21 protein-coding genes and 1 pseudogene are annotated in these 21,868 nt (G+C 70.4%); 14 read left to right on the forward strand and 8 right to left on the reverse strand.

Going from position 1 to position 21,868, the window contains the following annotated elements; all coding sequences use genetic code 11:
- Positions 1–47 precede the first annotated feature (47 nt).
- The 3 genes from U2P90_RS01255 (at position 48) to U2P90_RS01265 (ending at position 4,849) form a co-directional block, all read left to right on the forward strand.
- Positions 48–2,834, forward strand: coding sequence for a hypothetical protein (locus tag U2P90_RS01255; RefSeq protein ID WP_322473447.1), 2,787 nt, complete (start codon positions 48–50; stop codon positions 2,832–2,834).
- Between the two features lie 168 nt (positions 2,835–3,002).
- On the forward strand, positions 3,003–3,836 hold the full coding sequence (locus U2P90_RS01260) for a hypothetical protein (protein ID WP_322473448.1): 834 nt from the start codon (positions 3,003–3,005) through the stop codon (positions 3,834–3,836).
- 71 nt (positions 3,837–3,907) lie between these two features.
- Positions 3,908–4,849 carry a type I phosphomannose isomerase catalytic subunit gene (locus U2P90_RS01265; protein WP_322473449.1) on the forward strand — a complete coding sequence of 314 codons (942 nt, stop codon included), beginning with the start codon at positions 3,908–3,910 and terminating at the stop codon, positions 4,847–4,849.
- A 247-nt stretch (positions 4,850–5,096) separates the two neighbouring features.
- Here the strand turns inward: U2P90_RS01265 and U2P90_RS01270 are convergent, their stop codons facing one another.
- Positions 5,097–6,623 carry a DEAD/DEAH box helicase gene (locus U2P90_RS01270; RefSeq protein ID WP_322473450.1) on the reverse strand — a complete coding sequence of 509 codons (1,527 nt, stop codon included), beginning with the start codon at positions 6,621–6,623 and terminating at the stop codon, positions 5,097–5,099.
- 319 nt (positions 6,624–6,942) lie between these two features.
- Between U2P90_RS01270 and U2P90_RS01275 the strand changes: the two genes are divergently transcribed.
- Entirely contained in the window at positions 6,943–8,100 is a 1,158-nt protein-coding gene (locus U2P90_RS01275; RefSeq protein WP_322473451.1) for an anhydro-N-acetylmuramic acid kinase, read from the forward strand.
- Between the two features lie 165 nt (positions 8,101–8,265).
- On the opposite strand, the gene U2P90_RS01280 is transcribed toward U2P90_RS01275, so the two are convergent.
- Complete coding sequence (locus tag U2P90_RS01280; RefSeq protein WP_322473452.1) at positions 8,266–9,528, reverse strand: sensor histidine kinase; 1,263 nt, start codon at positions 9,526–9,528, stop codon at positions 8,266–8,268.
- Complete coding sequence (locus U2P90_RS01285; protein ID WP_322473453.1) at positions 9,525–10,115, reverse strand: molybdopterin-dependent oxidoreductase; 591 nt, start codon at positions 10,113–10,115, stop codon at positions 9,525–9,527. Before U2P90_RS01285 ends, U2P90_RS01280 begins: the two co-directional genes overlap by 4 nt.
- Before the next feature lie 368 nt (positions 10,116–10,483).
- Between U2P90_RS01285 and U2P90_RS01290 the strand changes: the two genes are divergently transcribed.
- The 7 genes from U2P90_RS01290 to U2P90_RS01320 all read left to right on the forward strand — a co-directional run bounded on the left by U2P90_RS01290 (position 10,484) and on the right by U2P90_RS01320 (position 16,766).
- On the forward strand, positions 10,484–11,104 hold the full coding sequence (locus U2P90_RS01290; RefSeq protein WP_322473454.1) for a 1-acyl-sn-glycerol-3-phosphate acyltransferase: 621 nt from the start codon (positions 10,484–10,486) through the stop codon (positions 11,102–11,104).
- Positions 11,105–11,227: 123 nt separating this feature from the next.
- The gene (locus tag U2P90_RS01295; protein WP_322473455.1) at positions 11,228–12,013 is read left to right on the forward strand and encodes an ABC transporter ATP-binding protein; all 786 of its coding nucleotides are present in this window, start codon (positions 11,228–11,230) and stop codon (positions 12,011–12,013) included.
- Entirely contained in the window at positions 12,010–12,756 is a 747-nt protein-coding gene (locus U2P90_RS01300; protein WP_322473456.1) for an ABC transporter ATP-binding protein, read from the forward strand. The genes U2P90_RS01295 and U2P90_RS01300 overlap by 4 nt, the downstream gene beginning before the upstream one ends.
- A 38-nt stretch (positions 12,757–12,794) precedes the next feature.
- Positions 12,795–14,006, forward strand: a complete 1,212-nt coding sequence (locus U2P90_RS01305; protein WP_322473457.1) for an ABC transporter substrate-binding protein — start codon at positions 12,795–12,797, stop codon at positions 14,004–14,006.
- A 123-nt stretch (positions 14,007–14,129) separates the two neighbouring features.
- A complete protein-coding gene (locus U2P90_RS01310) occupies positions 14,130–15,020 on the forward strand; it encodes a branched-chain amino acid ABC transporter permease (protein WP_322473458.1) in 891 nt (296 codons plus the stop codon).
- The gene (locus U2P90_RS01315) at positions 15,017–15,973 is read left to right on the forward strand and encodes a branched-chain amino acid ABC transporter permease (protein WP_322473459.1); all 957 of its coding nucleotides are present in this window, start codon (positions 15,017–15,019) and stop codon (positions 15,971–15,973) included. Before U2P90_RS01310 ends, U2P90_RS01315 begins: the two co-directional genes overlap by 4 nt.
- Positions 15,974–16,040: 67 nt before the next feature.
- Positions 16,041–16,766, forward strand: coding sequence for a 2'-5' RNA ligase family protein (locus U2P90_RS01320; protein ID WP_322473460.1), 726 nt, complete (start codon positions 16,041–16,043; stop codon positions 16,764–16,766).
- 199 nt (positions 16,767–16,965) lie between these two features.
- On the opposite strand, the gene nrdR is transcribed toward U2P90_RS01320, so the two are convergent.
- From nrdR to dnaB, 5 genes are all read right to left on the reverse strand, one after another.
- Positions 16,966–17,421: a transcriptional regulator NrdR gene (gene nrdR / locus U2P90_RS01325; RefSeq protein ID WP_295821995.1), complete on the reverse strand. Its 456-nt coding sequence runs from the start codon at positions 17,419–17,421 to the stop codon at positions 16,966–16,968.
- A gap of 10 nt (positions 17,422–17,431) precedes the next feature.
- Positions 17,432–18,166, reverse strand: a complete 735-nt coding sequence (locus U2P90_RS01330) for an SDR family NAD(P)-dependent oxidoreductase (protein WP_322473461.1) — start codon at positions 18,164–18,166, stop codon at positions 17,432–17,434.
- Between the two features lie 29 nt (positions 18,167–18,195).
- Positions 18,196–18,399, reverse strand: coding sequence for a hypothetical protein (locus U2P90_RS01335; RefSeq protein WP_295821992.1), 204 nt, complete (start codon positions 18,397–18,399; stop codon positions 18,196–18,198).
- A 97-nt stretch (positions 18,400–18,496) separates the two neighbouring features.
- The gene (locus tag U2P90_RS01340) at positions 18,497–19,177 is read right to left on the reverse strand and encodes an NUDIX hydrolase (protein ID WP_295821989.1); all 681 of its coding nucleotides are present in this window, start codon (positions 19,175–19,177) and stop codon (positions 18,497–18,499) included.
- The gene (dnaB, locus tag U2P90_RS01345) at positions 19,177–20,523 is read right to left on the reverse strand and encodes a replicative DNA helicase (protein WP_295821987.1); all 1,347 of its coding nucleotides are present in this window, start codon (positions 20,521–20,523) and stop codon (positions 19,177–19,179) included. Before dnaB ends, U2P90_RS01340 begins: the two co-directional genes overlap by 1 nt.
- Positions 20,524–20,964: 441 nt before the next feature.
- Between dnaB and U2P90_RS01350 the strand changes: the two genes are divergently transcribed.
- The 3 genes and pseudogenes from U2P90_RS01350 to U2P90_RS01360 all read left to right on the forward strand — a co-directional run bounded on the left by U2P90_RS01350 (position 20,965) and on the right by U2P90_RS01360 (position 21,798).
- Positions 20,965–21,378, forward strand: coding sequence for a prepilin-type N-terminal cleavage/methylation domain-containing protein (locus U2P90_RS01350; RefSeq protein ID WP_322473462.1), 414 nt, complete (start codon positions 20,965–20,967; stop codon positions 21,376–21,378).
- A gap of 60 nt (positions 21,379–21,438) precedes the next feature.
- Positions 21,439–21,486 (forward strand): annotated as a pseudogene (locus tag U2P90_RS01355) (prepilin-type N-terminal cleavage/methylation domain-containing protein); the annotation flags it as partial.
- Between the two features lie 78 nt (positions 21,487–21,564).
- Positions 21,565–21,798 (forward strand): hypothetical protein, encoded by a 234-nt coding sequence (locus U2P90_RS01360; protein ID WP_322474727.1) that lies wholly within the window; start codon positions 21,565–21,567, stop codon positions 21,796–21,798.
- Positions 21,799–21,868 lie beyond the last annotated feature (70 nt).

Genomic DNA, 21,868 nt, shown 5'->3' on the forward strand with positions numbered 1-21,868 from the left:
GCCCGGCGTTCAGACGCGCGTGACGGCCCGTGTCGTAGCGTGGCGCCATGAGCGCCGCCGCGCCCCCGTCCGCGCCCCCGCTGGCCCGTCCGGTGCCGGGCGGCCTGCTGTGGATGGCGCTGCTGCTGACCGGGCTGCTGCACGGCACGCTGATGCTCTCGCGGGCCTTCCTGAACTCGGATCGGGCGGGCACGCTGCTGCTGCTGGCCTCGGCGTACCGCGAGCATCCCTTCGATCCGTGGGAGCCGCGCTGGTACGCGGGCATGCCCCTGACCGGCCTGCCGCCGCTGGTGCCGCAGCTGCTGGCCGTGCTGGAGCAGCAGCTGACCCCGGCCGGGGCGTACGGCACCCTCCAGCTGCTCACGGCGCTGCTGCTGGTCGTGGGCACCTACCGGGCGTCGCGGGTGGTGGGCGTCCCGGCCGACGCGGCGGGGCTGGCGGCCCTCCTGGCGGGCGTCTCGGCCGGGGTCGCCACGCAGCTGAGCGTGTTCGGGCATCTGGACGCGGTGCTGGGTGCGGCCGTGCTGCTCAGCGCCGTGCCCGCGCTGTGCGCCGCCCTGCGCGGCACCGGGCCACGGCGGGTGTGGTGGGCCTCGGGCACGGCGCTGCTGGCCGCCGGGCTGGCGTGTCCGGGGGCGGCGCTGCCGCTGGGGCTGCTGACCGTGCTGGCCCTGGCCGCGCTGGAGCCGCGCAGTCGCCGGCGCATGATCCGGACGCTGTGGCTGGCCGCGCTGTGCGCCGCGCCGGGCCTGCTGATGCTGGCGTTCAGCGCGGCGTGGAGCGGCCCGGACGGCGTGAACCTGCGGGCACCGGGCGTGGCGGCGGCGGCCGGCCGGGATGTGGCGGTCACGCTGCTGGTGCCGCTGCTGGGCGTGCTGTGGGCGCTGCCGGGCCTGTGGCGACGGGCCCGGCCCGGTCAGCCGTGTGGCGGCGCGGTCGCCCTGACGCGGGCCGGCGCGGGCCTCGCGGGGATCGCCGCGCTGGCCGTACTCGGTGCCCATCTGGGGCAGCCGGCCCTGGTCGCCACGCCCCCCGAGACCCTGCTGTTCTTCGGACTGCTGCTGTGCCTGCCGCTGGCCGGCGTGGTGGGCCTGGGCCTGCGAACCGGCGCGGCCGGTGTCCCCGCTGCCCGCGTGGGTCTGATGGCCCTGATCGCCGGCACGGCGCTGTACTCGGTGGGGCTGCACGCCCTGGGCACCCAGCGGGCCCAGGAACCCGCCCGGATCGACCTGCAACCGATCCTGAACTTCATCGAGAAGGACGAGCACTGGCGCTACCGCTTCCTGACGGTGGGCTTCGGCCGCCAGCTGGCGCTGATGTCGGCCCGGACGCGGGCCGGCACGCCCTCGGGGCTGCTGCACCTGCCCCCGGAACTGCCGCGCGTGCCCGGCACGGCCCCACGCGGGCTGGCCGACCTCCCGGAACGCGCCGACCTGCCGGTCCTGGGGCCGCTCACGGCCCTGCTCACGCACCCGGAGCGCACGAACCTGAAATTCGTGTACGCGAAATCCACCGTGCTCGATCCCCTGCTGCACGTGTACGGCTTCCATCCCATCGGCGCGGTCGAGAACGGCGTGATGGTCTGGGAGCGCGAGGACATCCCGCCGGTGCCCGCCCGCCCGGCGCGGGCCGAGCTGCCCGCGCCGCTGGGCGTGGTGTGGGGCGTGCTGCCGATCGCGTCGCTGCTGCTGGCGGCCGTCACCCTGGCCGGGGCCGGCTACGACGTGGGGCGCTCGGGGCGGGTGGTGACCGTGTTGGCCGAGCCGCGCCGGCCGGTGGCCCTGCTGCTGCTGGGCACCGGGGCGCTGCTGGCGGGGGCGGGCCTGCGGCCCCGGCTGGTGCCGGAACACGCTGCCACGGCGGCGGTGGTCGCCGCCGCGCGGCAGCGGCCGGCCGGCGGGGGCCTGCGCGGTGAGTACGCGCGGCTCGACCACGTGCAGTCACGCGGCCGCGTGGGCGACTCGGTGCCGGTCATGCGCCACTGGTGGACGCCGCTGGGTCTGTGGACGGACACCGCCGATACCGTGGTGCGGCCCGCCCCGCCCGGCTGGGCCGCCGACGTGGTGCCCACGCTCACGCCGACCGCACCCACGCCCGGCACCACGCAGCCGGGGGTGGCCTTCTACCGCAGCCCACGCCGCCTGACGGTGGGCACGACCGCCGCCGCCGATGTCCTCGACCGGCCGGTGCTCCAGGTGCTGGGCACCCGTCTGATCCGTGTCCCGGACGGCCGCCTGAGCGTCGTGGGCGAACTGCGCAACGTGGACGCCCGCCCCGCCGACACGACCGTCACCGTGATCCTGCGCGGAGCAGGCGGCGCTCCGCTGGCCCGCGAGAACGTGGGCCGACTGACCCTGCACAAGCTGCGCCCCGGCGAGCGCACGCCCTTCCGGGTGGACTTCCAGCCCGACTCACTGGCGACAGCGTCGCAGCCGCTGGACATCGAGGTCGCGGCGCGGGCCGTGGTGACCGGCCGCGAGCAGGAGCGCCCCCTGATGGCCCGCAGCCGGGTGCGCGGCGGGCAGCTGGAGGTGGTCGTCACAAACGTCGGGACGCGCCCGGTGGGCGTGGCCCACGCGCTGGTCACGCTGCTCGACGCACGCGGCGCGGCGTGGGTGCACGAGGCCATCAGCCCCCGCGACCTGCCGCCCGGCGCCGCGTGGGCCTTCCGCGTGCCGGCCACCCCGCCCGCCGGCCTGCGGGTACTGACCACCCGGCCCGCCCGCCCGACCGAGGCGGCCCCCCCGCCCGGCCCGGTGCCCGGCACCTTCGCCCGGCCCGGTGGCACCTACCGCGTGACCCTGAACGCCTTCATCCCGGAGCCGCATCCGTGATACCGACTCCGCTCTATTCCGCCACCACCGGGACAGCGCCGGTCGCGGCTCCATGCCGCAGAGCCGGCATCCTCTTCCTTCTCTGCTTCGCAGCTCTACGAGTCCCTCCGGTCGGATTGAATCGGTTCTCTGAACCGATTCAATCCGAATTGGTATGAGGCCCAGCCCATGAGAGTGGTGCTGCTGGTGCTGCTCCTGCTGCTGGCGGCGTGTGCCCACAAGGACGCAGACACGCTCCCGCCGCAGGTGGACGTGAGCACCACCGCGACCTCGACCGCCTTCCTGCTGACCGGCCCGCAGCTGCCCGGCGGGCGGCCCGTCACGGTGACGCTGTTCACGCCGGCCGGCACCGTGCGCGTGCACGGCCGCACCGAACGTGGCCGGGCCGAGCTGAGCGTGCCCTACGCCCGCGCCGGTCTCACGCCCTACCGCGTGCAGGTCGGCCGACAGGTCGTGACCGGCGAGCTGCGCCGCGACCCCGGCCCGCCGGTCACGCCGCTGCAACTCAAGATCGGGGCGCGGGCCATCCGGGTCACATGGATCCGGCCGCCCGCGCTGGTGCTGCACCCGGTCGACGCGCAGGGCAACGTGTCCGCGCTGCCCGTCACCGTCCGCTCGACCCGCCCCGACGGCACGGTCGTGACGGCCACCATGACTCCGCAGCACCTGTATGCGTGGACCTGGCTGCCCACCTCCCGCGTGCCCGGCGTCATGCACGTCGTCGCCACGACCGGACAGGCGGCCGGCGAGGTCGGGGACGTGGACGTGCTGCCCGGCCCGCCTGCCCGCGCCCGCTGGACTGCCCCGCAGCGGGTCGACGCCCTGGCCGACACCCACGGCAATGCGCTGGAGGACGGCGAGACCCTGACCGTGGAAGGCACCCGGAGCGGCTGGAATACCGTGCTCCCGCTCACTCCCGTGAATGCCCGAGCCGCGCTGCCTCAGGCCATGCCCGGCGGCGTGGTCACGGCCGAGGGCTGGGCCGTGTCCCGCACGCCCTGATCCAGCCGCCCCGATCTGCCATGAAGAGAAGGCCCCTGCCGTGTCCGGCGGGCCTGCCGTACCCTGGGCCCATGAGTGCTCCTCCGTCCCTGCCGGCCTTCCTGCTGCTCACCCCCCGCTATTACCCGCGGGTGTGGGGCGGTGACCTGCTCGCTCCGCCCACCGCCGACGGCACGCCCATCGGCGAGGCGTGGATCGCGGACGGCGAGAGCGTCGTGCAGCAGGGGCCACTGGCCGGACAGACCGTGGGCGGCATCATGGCCGCCCACCCGGAGGCCCTGCTGGGCACGGGCCTGGACGCCCAGACAGGCTTTCCGCTGCTGATCAAGCTGCTCGACTGCCACGACTGGCTGAGCGTGCAGGTGCACCCGAACGACGCCCAGGCCCAGGAGATGGTCGGCCCCGGCGAACGCGGCAAGACCGAGGCGTGGCACATCCTGCGGGCCGCCCCGGATGCGGAACTGCTGGCCGGCGTGGTGCCGGGCACCGCTCCCGAGACCCTGGCCGCTGCCATCCGCCACGGCAAGGACACCCTGGAGCTGTCGGTGCGGCGCACCGTAGAGGCCGGCGACACGATCTTCATCCCGGCGGGCACCCTGCACGCGCTGGGGCCGGGTCTGTTGCTGTACGAGGTGCAGCAGGCCAGCGACACCACCTACCGCGTGTACGACTGGGATCGCCCGGCCAGCGCTGGCCGGAGGCTGCACATCGAGGAGTCCGTGCGCGTGACCGATCCGCACGCGCAGGGCGACTTCCGGGCCGGCCACGACACCCTGGGACTGGGCGAACTGGTGGCGTGCGAGTACTTCACGCTGCGCGGCGTGCCGGGTGAGCAGGCCCAGGACACGGCGGGCCGCGTGCACATCGTCACCACCGTCGAGGGCACCCTGACCCTGGAAGCCGGCCTGGAGTCGCTGGAGCTGCCGCAGTACGCGACCGCCATCGTGCCCGCCACGACCGGCCTGTACCACCTGAACGGCGAGGGCCGCGCCCTGGTAGCGAGACCGGGCTGAGTCAGGACAGAAGAAGACGCCCTGGACACACGATCCAGGGCGTCTTCTTTTTGGATGGGGTGGGAGGGGCGGTGGGGCGGCGGACGAACCCCTCAGTCAGCTGCGCTGACAGCTCCCCTGGGGGGGAGCCAACCATCACATCCTTGCCTCCCCCCCAGGGGAGGTGCCCCGGAGGGGCGGACTCGGAGACCTGCGAAGCAGAGGGGTTCGCCCGCAGCCCCACTGCAATCAGCCCAGTCGATCCTTCTTACCGCCGACCGCGTCCGCCCCGGCCCCGTGCAGGCTGCGGGCCGACGCGCCCGGCCCCGGTGCCTGCCGGAGCGCTGCCGCCACGCTGGCCCTGGCCGCCACCCGACTGGCCGCGCCGCTCGCCACCCTCACTGCGACCGGACGGTTGACCGCCGCCGGAACGACCACCCTGGGCCGCCCCCTGCGGACGCGGCCCACCCTGACCCTGGCCCCTGGGCTGACCGCCGCCCTGCCGGCCCACGCCGTTGCCGCTGCCCTGGCCCTGCTTCTCCTGGATGGCGCGGTCGATCTGCGTCTCCTCGCGGCTCAGGGGCGGGTGCAGCGCCTCGGGCAGGCCCCGGCGCACGCTCTGCCACAACCCACGCTGTTCGGGGATCAGCAGCACGAGGTTCACGCCGGGCCGCCCGGCCCGCGCCGTGCGGCCGGAGCGGTGCACGTGATCCTCGGAGGTCTGGGCGATATCCATGTGGATCACCAGCCGCACCTCCGGCAGGTCGATCCCGCGCCCGGCGATGTCGGTGGCGACCAGGACGCGGGACTTGCCTTCACGCAGCAGCATCATGGTGTGCTCGCGCTTCTTCTGATCCATGTTGCCCTGGAGGGGGCTCACGATCTCGCCCCTCAGCAGTTCGTTCAGGCGTTCGGCGCGGCGTTTGACCAGCGCCTTGGTGCGGCAGAAGATGACCACGCAGCCGCCGGGCTTGCTCAGGGCGTCTTTCGCGTGCGTGGCGGCCACGTTCAGCACGTCGTCGCGGGTCGTGTTCAGCAGCAGGTGGGTGGCCCCGGTCGCGCCGCCCATGATGTCGGCGGCGTTCGAATCGCTGTCAGCGTGGCGGGCCGGCGCGATGTCGATGCGCTCGGGACGCACCATGAACCGCTCCGCGACCGAGCGGATCTCGGCCGGGAAGGTCGCGGAGGCCATCGCCAGCTGCAGGTGCTGGCCGCCGTGTCCGCTGCCCGTCTGGGTCTGCGCGGCCCGCAGGATGTCGCCCACGTCGCGCAGGAAGCCCAGCGACAGCAGTTCGTCGGCCTCGTCGAGCACCACGTACTTCAGCCCGGCCAGGCTCAGTTCGTTCCGGGTGATCAGGTCTTTCAGGCGGCCAGGGGTGCCAGCGATCAGGCCCTTGCCGGTCGCCTCGCTGCGCGTCTGGCCCGGCGTGATCCCGCCGGTGATGCGCCCGGCGGTCATCCCCAGTTCGCGGGCCACGTCGCGGATCTGCACGGCCAGTTCGCGCGTGGGCGTCACGACCAGCACCTCGGGGCGCATCCCGCGCACGTCGCGCATGCCGATGCCACGGGCGGCAGCCGGAATCAGGAAGGCCAGCGTCTTGCCGCTGCCGGTGCGGGCGGTCGTGATCACGTCGCGCCCGGCCAGCAGGGCGGGAATCGCACCTTCCTGCACGGGGGTGGGCGTGCGGTCGCCCAGCAAGGCCCGCCAGTCGCGGACGGTGGGCGCGGCGCCTTCGGAGGTCGAGGGGGCGGCAGGGGTGGCAGCGCTCCGGGGAGCAGTTCGGGTTCGGGTCATGGACATCCTGTGTGACGCCCGCAGGGGCGGGCCGCGGGACGCGGCATTGGTGAGAGGAGAACGGGCGCGACTCGCGGCCTCCGAACTGAGGCGGCGGACGTCCAGCGTTCCGGCAGGGCCCTGCGGCGACCTGCCACGCCCTCCCATCATGCCCCAGATCGGGCCGGGATGACTGTTCCGCTCCGCGTGACGGGACAGTGGACAGCGGGACATGCTCCGGCAGGCGTGGCCCGCAGTGGCACAATGCGCGGATGCTGCCTGTCCCGAGCACGGCCTGTTCCTCCGCTCCCCGCGCGGCCGACCGCGCCCGGTGCCGGGCATGACCCGCGCCCCCCGCGTCCTGGGCCTGATGACCGGCACCAGCGTCGATGGGATCGACGCCGTCCTGATCGAGCTGCCCGGCTGGCCCGCGTGCGGCACGCCCGGCCGGCCGCCCCAGCTCAGTGGCCCGGCCCCGCGCGTCACCGTGCTGGAGCATCGCCACACACCATTCACCGACGACCTGCGGGACGCGCTGCTGGCCGCCGGCCGCGACGACGCCCGCACCAGCGACCTCACCCAGGCGAACTTCTGGATTGGCGAGGTGCTCGCCGCCGCCGCCGCCGAACTCTCGGACGGAGCCGACGTGATCGCCAGCCACGGCCAGACGGTGCACCACATCCCCGCCCCCGATCCGGCACGGGGCTGGCACACCCGCAGCACCCTCCAGATCGGCGAGGCGTCCATGATCGTGGAGCGCACCGGGCGGCCGGTCATCTCGGACTTCCGCCCGCCGGACATGGCGGCCGGCGGACAGGGCGCGCCGCTGGTGCCCTTCGCGGATCACCTGATGTACGCCGAGCACGGCGTCCGGCGGGCGGTGCACAACCTGGGCGGGATCAGCAACCTGACCTACCTGCCGGGCCTGGACGTGGCCGGCGTGCTGGCCTTCGACACCGGCCCCGCCAACGCCCTGATCGACGAGGCCGCCGGGCTGTTCCGTCGGCGCTTCGACGACGGCGGGCAGCTGGGAGCCAGCGGATACGTCGCCGACCCCCTGATCCGCACGTGGCTGGACGATCCCTACCTGCTCGCCGCGCCGCCCAAATCCACCGGGCGGGAACGCTGGAACCTCCAGCAGCTCCCCGGCGTGTTCGAGCTGGACGCCCGCGACATCGCGGCGACTGTCACGGCCTTCAGCGTCCGGAGCGTGGCGCAGGCCTACGAGCAGTTCGTACTGCCGCTGGGCCTGGACGAGATCGTCGTGGCGGGCGGCGGGGCGCTGAATCCGACGTTCATGGCCCAGTTCCGGCAGGCGCTCGCGCCGGTGCCCGTCGTGACCTTCGAGGAACGCGGCTGGAACTCGGCGGCGCGGGAGGCGGCGGCCTTCGCGGTGCTGGGCTACTACGCCTACCAGGGCTGGCCGAACACGCTGCCCGCCACGACCGGAGCCCGCCACGCCGTCATCGCCGGCAAGCTGTCGCGCCCCGCGCCGTGACCCAGGCTCATGCCGACTCCGCTCTATTGCGCCACCACCGGGACAGCGCCGGTCGCGGCTCCATGCCGCAGAGCCGGCATCCTGTTCCTTCTCTGCTTCGCAGCTCTACGAGTCCCTCCGGTCGGATGGAATCGGCTCTCTGAACCGATTCAATCGGAATTGGTATCACTCGAACAGCGTCGGGCGGCGCGGTTCGGTCAGCGGCGAGGGCGGCTCGCCCAGGCGCACGGTGGCGACCAGCCCGCCGCCCACCGCCGGCGCGAGCGTCACGTCGCCGCCGTGGGCACGGGCGTAGCGCCGCACCAGCGGGAGGCCCAGGCCATGCCCGTCCTGCTGGCCGTGCGGCCCCCGCTCGAAGGGCAGGAACACGCTCTCCAGCTGATCGGCCGGCAGGCCCGGCCCGTGGTCGCGCACCGTGATCTCCAGGCTGGTCTGCGAGACGCGCAGCCTCACCTCGACCGGGCCACGGGTGTAGGTCAGGGCGTTCTCCACCAGATTCTCCATGATCTGCCGCACCCGGTCACGGTCGATCTCCCAGATCGCCGGGACGTCCGGGAGCGCCACGCTCACGCGGGCCGACGCCAGGGGGCGCAGCACGGTGCGGACATCCGTGGCCTCGACCCGCAGGGTCACGTCCAGATACAGGGTGCTCAGGCGGGTCAGGTCGGCGCGGCTGGCCAGCTGCGCGGCGCTGTCCTCGATCATGGCGAGCAGGTACTGCTGCCGCTCCGGGGAGTCGGCATGGCGCAGCAGGTCGCTGGCCAGCAGCAGGGACTGCAGGGGCCGGCGCAGCTCGTGGCTGGCGAACTGCAGGGCCTCGCGCTGGCGCGTCTCGCGCCGGGTGCGGCGGTGCCGCTCGGCGCGCCACATGATCAGCGCCCGCGCGGTCAGCAGCATGCTCAGCAGCCCCGTCAGGATCGCTGTGCCGATCAGGATTCTCTGCAGCCGGGCCAGCTGCCTCACGTAGCGCCCCGCCACGCCACGGGCGTATTCGGCGGCCTGGGCGTTCAGGGCCACGGCCTCCCGCGACGCCTGACTCAGCGACACCAGGGTGTCCTGGCGCAGCAGGGCGGCCACGCGCGACAGCCGCGCCTCGCCCAGGCGCTCGACCTCGGCCAGCGCCCCGAACTGCGCGGGTGCAATCGCGCTCGACAGCGCCATTTGACCTGTGAACGCCACCTGTGCCGGGGTCAGGTCTCGCCGCAGCCGGCTGATCTCGTATGCCTGGACGTCGTGGGCGAGGGCCTGATAGGCGTAGGGCGTCCAGCCGTTACCACTCGAGATCAGGGAACGGTACGCCGGCTGGGTGGCCAGCAGCAGCAGCGTCACGGTGAGCACGGCCGGCAGCGCGGCCAGCAGCCCCTCGCGCAGTCCGACCAGCACGGCCGATCCGCGCCATCTGCCCTGCGCGAACTTCAGCCGGGTCACGGTGCCGGTGTGACGCGCTCCGCGAACCAGACCCAGGCCGACGAATAGGCGGGCTGGTGGAAGCGTGCGGGCCGCGCGGGGAGCACGACGGTGAGCGGCCCCTTCCTCAGCACCGGGATGGAGCTGCCGTCGGCCGAGTACGCGAGCATGATCGGATGGTGCATATAGTCGCTGGCCAGGATGGTGGTCGCAAAACCGTTGGCGGCGTACACCCGGATGTTGCGCCCCTGGAAGCCGGCCAGACCGGCCAGGTCGCGCAGGGTCACGCCCTCGTAGGTGTAGTCCTGCCGGAGCTGCAGGTGATTGGTGCGGTAGCGCACGGCCGGCAGGGCCTTGAGCTGCCGCAGGGTCAGCGCGTGCCGAACCGTGCCGTTCTCGACGGTCAGCACCGTGGCCTCGCCCGGCAGGGTGGGCGGCAGGGGCCGCGCCGGCCGGACGTACTCGAAGACCGGGATGCCCGGCAGGGGCCGCGCCGGAATCGGAGGCGCGCCCGCCGCGTTCAGGGCCGCGCTGACCGCCAGCGCCGCGATCACCACCGCACGCCGCACCGCATGACGGTGCCGGGTGACAGCAGGGCGACGGATCACGTCCACAGTCTACCGGCTGGGCCGGGCACCGTGGATCATTGCCTGAACCGGCGTTCGGGGTGCGGGGGCCGTCAGCCCACCTCCGCCGCCGGTGGGAACCCCCGGTGCTCCATGCCCCCGGCAGGGGCAGCAGGATGGGGGGCGGCCGTGCGGTTTCCAGCATCCATGCGCCTGTCCGTCAGATGAAGGTCGGATGAGCACCTCCATCATGAACCCATGGAACTGATGCTTGCCGGGGTGGTCATTGTCGTCTCGCTGCTGCTGGCCGCATGGCAGGAACGGCCCGCCACCGAACGTGCGGCACCGGGCCACGACACCCACCGGCACTGATCTCGCCGCCGCGCCGGACACCCGTATACTCGCGCGACATGTCTCCCCTGTGGCCCGGCCGCACGCCCACCCTGACCTCCCGCCTGGCCGGGCTCACCATGCGGGTGCTCGGCTGGACGCCGGTGCTGGCCCCACCGCCCGGACCCAAGTTCGTCGCCGCCGTCGCGCCGCACACCAGCAACATGGACTTCTGGCCGGGCATCCTGCTGGCCCTCACCATGCGGCTGCCGATGCACTTCCTGGCCAAGCGCGAGCTGTTCACGCCGCCGCTGGGCCTGCTGATGCGGGCGCTGGGTGGGCTGCCGGTCGACCGCCGCCGGGCCGGCGGGAACTTCGTCGATGCCGTCGTGGCGATCATCGACCGTGAGCCCGAACTGGTGCTGGCCGTCGCCCCCGAGGGCACGCGGTCGCGGGGCGAATACTGGAAGACCGGCTTTTACTACATGGCGCTGGAGGCCGGCGTGCCCATCGGTGTGACCGCCTTCGACTGGGGACGCAGGCGCTTCGGCATGATCGGTTACGTGCATCCCAGCGGCGACATTGAGGCCGATTTCGCGCAGATCCGGGCGCTGCTCCAGGGCGTGCGCGGTTATGTGCCCGGCAACGAGACCCCCGCCTACCCCCGCCCCACCGAGGTGGGCGGCCCCAGCCGCACCTGAACCCATCACCGCTCCCGGTGTAACGGGGGTGTGACGCCCCGCCCCTACACTCCCCCCGTACCACAACCGTACACAAGGGGGGACGATGCCCGACGCTGCATCCGGCCGGTCGCCGTGACGGCCATGACCACACCACATCCAGCGCCCACACCCGGCGCGCCACCCGCCCTGGAGGCCCGTAACCTCGTCAAGGACTTCCGGGGCTTCCGCGCCACCAACGACGTGACGCTGGGCATCCGCGAGGGCGAGATCCACGCGATCATCGGCCCGAACGGCGCGGGCAAGACCACGCTGTTCAACCTGCTCTCGGGCTTCCTGACCCCCACCAGCGGCGAGGTGCGCCTGTTCGGTGAGCGCATCGACACGCTGGCCCCTCACGCCGTGGTGCGCCGGGGCCTGAGCCGCTCGTTTCAGATCAGCAGCGTGTTCCCGACCATGACCGTGCGGGACAACGTGCTGGTCGCCCTCCAGTCGCCCACCCGGCTGCCGGGACAGTTCTGGTCGCGCCTGAGCGCCCTGGACGCCCTGGGCGAGCGGGCTGACCGCATCCTCGCGGACGTGGGGCTGGGCAGTGCCCACGCCCGCCTGGCCGCCGACCTGAGCCATGGCGAGAAGCGGCAGCTGGAGATCGGCATCTCGCTGACCCAGGAGCCGCGCGTGCTGCTGCTCGACGAGCCGACCTCCGGCATGGGCAGCGAGGGCATTGCCCGCGTGACCGGCCTGGTGCGGCAGGTCGCACAGGGCCGCACCGTCGTGCTGGTCGAACACAACATGAGCGTGGTGGCCGAACTGGCCGACCGGATCACCGTGCTGCAATACGGCGCGGTGCTCGCCAGCGGCGCCTACGACGACGTGCGCCGCGATCCACGCGTGATCGAGGCCTACCTGGGCGACGAGGCGCAGCTGTGACCGCCCACGCCGCCCCCACTCCTGGCCCGACCCCCGACGCCGGCACCCAGCCGCTGCTCGACGTGCGCGACCTGAACGCCTTCTACGGACAGAGCCACGTGCTACACGGCGTGAATCTGCACGTGAACCCAGGCGAGGTCGTGTCCCTGATCGGCCGCAACGGCGCGGGCAAGACGACCACCCTGAAATCCATCATGGGCGTGCTGCGCTCGCGCACCGGGCAGATCACCCTGGGCGGCCACGACATCACCCGGCTGCCCAGCCACCGGGTCGCGGCGCGGGGCGTGGCGTGGGTGCCGGAGGAACGCGCGATCCTGGCCACCCTGAGCGTGAAGGAGAACCTGGAACTCCCGCCGGCCCGCCGGGGCGGCTGGAGCACCGAGCGCACCTACGAGGCCTTCCCGGTGCTGCGCGAGCGCGGCCACCACCCCGGCAGCAAGCTCTCGGGCGGCGAGCAGCAGATGCTCGCCACCCTGCGCGTGCTGCGCAGCGCCCCGACCCTGCTGCTGCTCGACGAGCCCAGCGAGGGCCTCGCGCCCGTGATCGTGCAGGCCATCGGCCGGATGATCGAGACCCTGCGCGCCGAGGGCATGAGCATCCTGCTGGTCGAACAGAACCTGAACTTCGCCACCCGCCTCGCCGACCGCCACTACGTGTTCGTGGACGGCGAGATCGTCGACGAACTGAGCCGCGCCGAGGCCCACACCCGGCGCGGCGACCTCCTGAACCACCTGAGCGTCTGAAAGAGCGTCCATCCAGCCCCACCTCCCGGAGGAACCCCATGAACAAGACCACCTGTGCCCTGCTGACCCTCGCCCTGAGCCTGCCCACCGCGGCCCACGCCCAGACCCTGTCGGGCGGGAGCATCCGGGTCGGCGTCCTGACCGACCTGTCCGGCGTGTACTCCGAGCTGTCCGGCCAGGGCAGCGTGAAGGCCGCGCAGCTCGCCGCCGAGGACTTCATGAAGGCCAACAAGGCCTACGCCGGCAAGATCAGCGTGAGCGGCGTCGACCACCAGAACAAGGCCGATGTCGCCGGCAACAAGGCCGCCGAGATGATCGACCGCCAGGGCGTGGACATGCTCGTGGATCTGCCCACCAGCAGCGCGGCGCTGTCGGCGGCGGCCGTCGCCAAGGGCAAGAAGATCCCGGTGATGGTCGTGACCGGCGGCACCACCGCCCTGACCAACGAGTCGTGCAACAAGTACACCTTCCACTACGCCTACGACAACTACATGCTCGCCAACGGCACCGGCACGGCCGTCACCAAGCGCGGCGGCAGCAGCTGGTACATCATCTACCCCAACTACGCCTTCGGGCAGGATCTGAACCGCCAGATGACGGCCGCCGTGCAGGAGAACGGCGGGAAGCTGGCCGCCCCCAGCGACGCCACCCCCTTCCCCAACACGGATTTCTCGTCCTACCTGCTCAAGGCCCAGAGCCTGAAACCGAAGATCTTCGGCACCATGCAGGCCGGGAACGACCTCGTGAACGTCGTCAAGCAGTACAACGAGTTCGGGCTGAAGAAGCAGGGGGTCGGCCTCGGGATCGGCCTGCTGTTCGAGACGGATGTCGCCGCGCTGGGCCAGGACGCCTTCGCGGGGGCCATCGCCACCGTGCCGTGGTTCTGGAACTTCGACGCCCGCTCGCGCCAGTGGGCCGCGAAGTTCGAGAAGGCCTTCGGCAAGAAGCCCACGTGGGCGCAGGCCGGCGTGTACTCCGCCACCCTGACCTACCTGAACGCGGTGGCCCGCGCCAAGACCGATGACGGCGACGCCGTGGTCAAGGCCCTGGAAGGGGCCACCTTCGACGACATGTTCGCCCGCCACGCCACCATCCGCGCCCAGGATCACCGCGTCCTGCTGGATGTGCATACCGTGCAGGTCAAGGCCAAGGCCGACGCGAAGGAGACCGGCGACCTCTTCACGCGCCTGAGCACCATTCCGGCCGCGAAGGCCTTCATGCCGCTCAGCGAGAGCAAGTGCCGGATGTAGTTCACGGAGCGTAGCGGGTGGGCCATGCCAGAGGCCACGGAAGCGGAGGCCAGGGGCAGCGCATCACCAGCCCCTGGCCGGAGGTGTAGGGGCCGGATGAACGCCGCCGGCTAAAGGGATGGAATGAATACACAGTTACTGCTGATTCAGGTCTTCAACGGCCTCGTGAACGGGGCGTTCTATGCGCTGCTGTCGCTGGGCCTCGCGGTGATCTTCGGGATGCTGCGGATCGTGAACTTCGCGCACGGGGCGCTGTACATGCTGGGCGCGTTCACGGCCTTCGCGCTGGGGCAGGCGCTGGGCCTGGGCTTCTGGCCGTCGCTGGTCATCGCGCCGGTGCTGGTCGGGCTGCTGGGCGCGGTGCTGGAGCGCACGCTGCTGTCGCGGCTATACGGGCTGGAGCCCAGCTACAACCTGCTGCTCACCTTCGGCCTGACGCTGCTGACCCAGGACCTTGTCAAGCAGGTCATGCTCAGCCGCTTCGCCGTGTCCAGCGCGCCGTACTCGCCGCCCGAGGTGCTGTCCGGGGTGGTGAACCTGGGCTTCGTGGTGTTCCCCAAATACCGCCTGTTCGTGATCGCGCTGTCGCTGGTGATCTGCGTGCTGACGTGGTTCGTGATCGAGAAGACCCGCGTGGGCGCGATCATCCGCGCCAGCACCGAGAACCCCGGCGTGACCCGCGCCTTCGGGATCGACGTGGGCAAGTGGGTCACGGGCGTGTTCGCGGTCGGCGTGGGCCTGGCGGGGCTGGCGGGCGTGCTGGCCGCGCCGATCTACTCGGTCGAGCCCTACATGGGCGCCGAGCTGATCATCACGACCTTCGCGGTCGTCGTGATCGGCGGGCTGGGCAGCATCCTGGGCAGCGTGGTCACGGGCTTCGCGGTGGGCGTGCTGGCCGCCGTGGGCGCGGCGCTGTACCCGCCGGTTGCCAACACCCTGGTATTCGTCCTCATGTTCGTGGTGCTGCTCGTGCGGCCCAGCGGCCTGTTCGGCCTGCCGGAGGGGGCACGGTGACCGCCCTCCCCCGCACCGCCGCGCTGACCGACCGCGAACGCACCACCCGCGCCGTGTGGCTGGCCGGCCTGGGCCTGCTGCTGCTGGTGCTGCCCAAACTGATCTACCCGGTTCTGGCGCTGGACATCCTGGCGTGGGGACTGTTCGCGGTCGCCTTCGACCTGCTGTTCGGCTTCAGCGGCCTGCTGTCGTTCGGGCACGCCGCGTTCTGGGGGTCGTCTGCCTACGTGACCGCCTCGCTGCTGTCGAACGGCCAGAGCGTGCCCGTGGCGCTGCTGGGCGGCACCCTGACTGCGCTGCTGCTCGCCGTGCCGGTCGCGTACCTCAGCGTGCGCAGCGCCGGCATCTACTTCTCCATGATCACGCTCGCCTTCGCGCAGATGATCTCGTTCCTGGCGCTGCAATGGACAGACCTGACCGGCGGCGAGAACGGCCTCCAGGGCTTCGAGCGTCCCGGCTTCTGGGGGCTGGACTTCAGCGACTCGACCACCCGCTACTACGTGTGCCTCGTGCTGTTCGCCGTGGGCTTCGCTGTCGCGTGGCGCACGGTGCGCAGTCCGTTCGGGCGGGCCCAGCAGGCCGTGCGCGACAACGAGCCCCGCGCCCAGAGCATCGGCTACGACCCACAGCGCTTCAAGTTCACCGCCTTCCTGATCAGCGCCACGCTCGCCGGGCTGGCGGGCAGCATGTACACCTTCGGCCACGGGGTCGTCAGCCTGGAGGTCGTGAACTGGCGCACCTCCGGCGAGGTCGTCATGATGACCCTGCTGGGCGGCACCACCACCCTGTTTGGCCCGGTGATCGGCGCGGGCCTGGTGCTGATCCTGCGCGACATCCTGACCACCGCGAACCTCCCGGTCGGGATCGTCACCGGCGTGGTGTTCGTGCTGGTGGTGCTGTTCTTCCGCCGGGGTGTGGTCGGCACCGTGCAGCACTGGACACGGCGGAAGTAGGCCGCACTCCGTCTCCGTGGCCCCGCCGTGCGCGGGGGCTCGTGCTGGTGCGGCTACCATGAACCGGATGGACTCCCCCCTGGATCTCCACACAACGCCCGCCTACCGCCAGATCCAGGACGGCTACGACCGGATGTGGCGTTCCGGCGAACCCGACCTGCGCGGCGGGCAGGTGGACGCCGATCCGGTGCCACAGACCGGCAGCCCCCGCTGGGGACTCAGCGTCGTGGCCCGCCTGACCCCGCCCGTGACCGTGGCCATGCAGCGCCTGATCCGAGAAATCCAGCCCCTGGCGGGCGACGGGCACACGTTCTACGACCCCTCCACCCTGCACGTCACCGTCCGGTCGTGCGAGGTCTACCGGCCGCTGCCCCACCTGGGAGATCCCCTGCTCCAGACGTACCTGGACGCCGTGGCCGATGTCTGTGCGCAGCACGATCCGTTCGAGGTGGCCTTCCGCGGTGTGAACGCGAATCGGGTAGGCATCATTGCCCAGGGTTACCCGATGTCCTCCACCCTGCAGACCCTGCGTGAGGCCCTGCACGGCCACCTGGAACGGCGCGCCGCCCACACGGGCCCGGAAGCCGACGGCGTGCGCACGTCGGCTCACGCCAGTCTGGCCGTCTTCGGTGGCCCACTCGTGGATGCCGCGGCCCTGCAACGCTGGCTCACCGCCCATCGGGAGGCGTGGACAGGAGTGACGACGGTCACTGAGCTCACGGTGGTGCACTACGTACGGTACCCGAACCGGGTCACGATCGTTCCGCTGGGAAGCCACGGCCTTCGGACCTGACTCGTTACCGTCCAGCGCGGCATAGCGTGGACGGGGGGCGCGGGGACGCCCCCACGCTGGACTCACCGTAGATTTCAGAGGTAGTGAGTGTCGCCCTGGGTACCTTTGAAACGAGCCAAGCGAGTCCCTGAGATGACAGCGGTTTTCAGTTCCATCCCGGGGCTGAGAAGATGCCCAGGGGCTCCACCTCCAACCGCGGTCAGCTCTCGCCCTCGTCCTTCTTCAGGCCCTGGATCTCCTCGATAAAGCGCTCCAGGCTGTCGAAGTCGCGGTACACGCTGGCGAAGCGGATGTACGCCACGTCGTCCAGCGGGCGCAGGAAGGTCATGGCCCGCTTGCCGATCTCGGTGGCGGGAATCTCGCTCAGTCCGACCTCGTCCTCGAAGCCGTAGGCGAAGGCCCGCAGCACGTCCTGATCGACGGGGCGCTTCTCGGTCGCCAGCGTCAGGCCGCGCAGCAGCTTGTCCGGGTTGAAGGCCTCGCGGGGGCCGCTGCGCTTGACGACCATCAGCGGTTCGAGCTGGGCCCGCTCGTAGGTGGTGAATCTCCGGGCACAGTTCAGGCACTCGCGGCGGCGGCGGATACTGGCTCCGTCGTCGCTGGGCCGCGAGTTCACGACCTTGCTGTCGGGGGCCGAGCAGTACGGGCACTTCATGGCCGCACCGTCACAGCGTCAGGCCGTAGGGACTGTCGGACACGCGCAGTCTGGGCACCGGCGGCAGCGGCACGTCCATGACGTTCCCGCGCAGGTGCGCCATGCTCGGCAGCGCCAGGGTGAGCACCGTGTCGGCCAGCGGCTGATCCAGCGTCTCATCGCCGCTGCTGGCCCGCGCCGGCAGCACGAGGTTCAGGCGCAGATCCTCGAGATGCGCCTGCTCGACCAGCGCCCGGATCGCGCCCCGCTGCGGCCACGCATGCAGCCCCTGCTCGTCCAGATGCGGCCCGATGATGGTGAGCCACGTGCCAGGCAGCCGGCGGCGCACGATCTGCGCGATTCCCACGCTGCTCTTGACGTTGCAGTTGAACAGATCCATCCACTCGTTCTCGCTGAGCATGGTGAAATCCGAGCTGGCCCGCTTGTCGGCCAGGTGCACGATGCCGTGCAGCGCCCCGAAGATCTCCAGGATGCGGTTCTGGGCGCTCAGCCAGTCCAGCGGCACACCCACGTCGGCCTTGATCGGAATGGCGGTGCCGCCCAGAGCCTCCAGGCCACTGGACGCCGCCGCCAGCGTCTCGGCATTCCCCCCGATCAGCACGACACTGGACCCCGCCCGCGCCAGGGCGCTGCTGATGGGACGGCCGTAGCCCTGATCCGCACTGGTGACGGCCACCACCAGTCCGGCCAGCGGCTGGCCGGTGGGCAGCGCACTGTGGGGCAGGGGGTGGGCAGGACTGGTCATACCCTCCAGCATACTGCGATGGGCTACGTTCAGCTGGCCTGCTGTTCTCTCAGGGCACCCAGCGGGGGATCGCCAGCGCGGTGGCCCCGGTCACACGCATGGCACCAGTACGCCTGGTCGCCGTCGCGCAGGTCGTGCAGGGTCATGGGCTGCCCGCACGTGGGGCAGACGTGGACGTAACCGCGCCCGCTGGCGGGGTGGATGTCCACCTGGTTACGTAATTTGTGCTTCATATTCTGATGATAGCAGACTACGACACGGGTTCAAGCCTGCCCCACACAGCGAGAAGGCGGCCGAGTGCCCCCGACCGCCCACTCAGCTCTGCTGCATCTACAGGTCAGGCTCGCCGTCGCCCTCGACCTCGGGCTCGATGACCTGGGCACTGCCGACCGGCTCGCCCACCCGCCGCCGCTTGCGGAGCATGGCCGGTTCGCGGTCGAGGTTGAACACGAAATGCCGGGGCCGGCGCTCCCGCAGCCATGTCTCCAGCGCCACCAGCCGGGGCCGGAAGCGGATGAACTCGCGCAGCTGGCGGATCGGCACGAAGCGGGCCTCCTGCACGTCCTTGTCCGGATCGCGGGGCGACAGCGTGCCACCGACCTCGCGGCCCGTATAGAAGAACTGGAGGTGGTGGCCCCACGTCTGCGCCTGGAATTCGACGATGAACGCCAGATCGCGCAGCTCGACCACGATCCCGGTCTCCTCGAAGGTCTCGCGCCGCGCTCCGTCCTGCACCAGCTCACCGGATTCCAGGCCCCCCTTGGGCAGCGACCAGCGCCCCCGCTCGCGTACCAGCAGGATCTCCTCGCCGCGCAGCACGATGCAGCCCACGGCGATGCGCGGATCGGCCAGCGGGCGCTTCTGCCCGCGCTTCTGCGGCGCGGCCGGCACCGGCACGGCCGTCGTGTTCGTCACCTGACCGGGCCGCAGCGCCTGCCCCGCCGTGCCCCCACGCCGCCGCCGCCTGCGCCGTTGCGATCCGGCCTGTCCCTGCGCGTGATCCTCCGCCATTACACTCCCTCCGGCGCAAGATCGTTGAACCGCACGTGCGCACTGTGAAACTGCAACTTCACCGTACCGACGGGGCCGTTGCGCTGCTTGCCGATGATGATCTCCGCGATGCCCTGCTGATCGGTTTCCTTGTTGTAGTACTCGTCGCGGTAAATGAACATGACGATGTCCGCGTCCTGCTCGATCGCGCCCGATTCACGGAGGTCGCTGAGCATGGGCCGATGGTTCGGCCGCTGCTCCACGGCACGGCTGAGCTGACTCAACACGATGATCGGCACTTCCATTTCACGCGCCAGACCTTTGAGGCCACGCGAGATCGTGCTGATCTCCTGCTGCCGGTTGTCCGATCCGCCGGTGCTCTTGCCGCCCGACATCAGCTGGAGGTAATCGATGACCACCAGCCCCAGCTGCCCATGCTGCGCCGCGATTCGCCGCAGCTTGCTGCGCAGGCCGTTCAGGGTCAGATCGGCCTCGTCGTCGATCACCATGGGGGCCTCGGCCAGCCGCCCGGCGGCGTGGGCCAGCCGCTCGAAATCCCGCTCGTTGAGCTGCCCCGAACGGATGCGGTTCATGTCCACCCGCGCCTCGCTGCACAGCATGCGCAGGGCCAGCTGTACCGACGGCATCTCCAGGCTGAACACCGCGACCGTCTTCTCGCCACGCAGCGCGACATTCTGCGCGATGGACAGCGCGAAGGCTGTCTTCCCCATCGAGGGCCGCGCCGCCAGCACGTTCAGACTGCCCTTCTGAAGGCCCGAAATCTGCTCGTCCAGATCGCGGAACCCGCTGCTCACCCCGTCCGGTATGCCCTTATTGGCGTGCAGCAGCGTGATGTACTCGAACGTGTTATGGACGACCTCGCCCATGTCCGAGAAGCTCTCGCCCTTCTTCTTCTGTTCAGCCACCTCGAAGATCATCTTCTCGGCGCGGTCAAGCAGGTCTTCCAGGGGCAGCGCCGCGTCGTACGCGAGCTGCATGGCCTTGCCCGACGCGCTGATCAGCTGGCGCAGGGTGTGCTTCTCCTGCACGATCCGCGCGTAGTGCTCGGCGTACGCGGCGGTGGGCACCTGATCCGACAGACCGATCAGGTACGTCAGGCCGCCCACCTCGTCCAGCTGCCCCTTGACGCGCAGGTCTTCGGACAGCGTGACCAGATCGACCGGCTCGCCACGTTCCTGAAGCGTCCGCATGCTGGTGAAGATCTTGCGGTGACCTTCCCGGTAGAACATGTCCGGCGCGACTGAGTCGCCCAGCGTGTTCAGGGTGTCGTTGTCGAGCAGGATGCTGCCCAGCACGCTGATCTCGGCATCGGTGCTGTGCGGGGGAACGCGCGGCGTGAGTTCCAAATGCGTACCTTCCTTCCGGACGTTCGCCGCACCGGGCCGCCGCTGGAAGGCGGCCACGCGGGGCGAAGTCATGGTGGGGTGGAGTGTGGGGAGGTCACCGCCAGGGTGCCAGCCCATTCGCCAGGGCCGGGGCCGCTGGACTGAACTGAGGGGCAGCATACCACCCCCGCCGGACAGGGCAAGCGGGGTCAGTTGTGACGGAATGTGAAAGGTGGCGGAGTCTTAATAATCCTGACGACGTGAAAAATGCTGTCGTGCTCAGTAAATATCGCATTCAACAATTCTCCGGAAAAGCAGATGGCATGACACGACTCCGTAAGAACACTGTGAGAATCCTCTCCATAAGCTGATCTCAAGCAGGAAGGGAGACACCCGAGCCTGCGAACGCCATGAGCAGGTCGGCCGGTATATATCCCCCCGGCATGGCCCCAGGAGAACACCATGAAGAACAGCACGCAGGGCTTCACCCTCATCGAGCTTCTGATCGTCATCGCCATCATCGGGATTCTGGCCGCCGTCCTGATCCCCAACCTGCTCAGCGCCCGCACCAAGGCCAACGAGAGCGCCGCGACCACCTTCATCCGCAACACCATCACCGCCGTCGAGTCCAACCGCGATACCGTGACTGGCAAGCTCAAAACCAAGGCGGGTGCCGATATGACCGCCGCGGGTGAGACCTGCCTCCTCGCCCAGGATGCAGCCGCCCTCCCTGCTGGTGTCGCTTCCTGCCAGATCAGCGCAGGCACCCATGACAACTACGTGATCAACCTGACGATGCAGGGCACCAACGGCAAGAAGTACGCCTACGACGGCAAGACGGTCGCTCAGGTTACGACTGCTGTGACCGCCGACTGATTCTCGCTGCGATCCTGTGGCCGCCCACTCAGGGCGGCCTTCTGCTAAAGGTCGTTGATTATGAGGAAAGAACAGGCCTTCACTCTGCTTGAATTACTAATAGTTATAGCGATTATAGGAATTCTATCAGGTGTCCTAGTACCTAATGCGCTTGCTGCCAGGGATCGTGGTCACGACGGAGTTACCATGAGCTATGGAAAACATATGCTCGGCTATGTCACAAGTTGGCTTGCCAGCAATCCCACGAACCAAGTTGATGATTTAGTTGCTGATTGCACAGTTCCAGATTATGTGGCAGAGGGGGCTTCATCAGTGCTCCCATCATCGGTTATAATGTGCGAGGTATTAAAATTGGGCTCTGAACGCTATGGCATCAAGGTAAAATCTATGTCAGGTAGAGAATTTAGTTTCACCAACTGATTATTGATCAACGATCCCCAATCTAGGTCTAAATGTAAGATTTTAGTAAGATAGGTTGTTGGACTATAGA

The sequence above is a fragment of the Deinococcus sp. AB2017081 genome, assembly GCF_034440735.1.
Lineage (GTDB): Bacteria > Deinococcota > Deinococci > Deinococcales > Deinococcaceae > Deinococcus > Deinococcus rufus.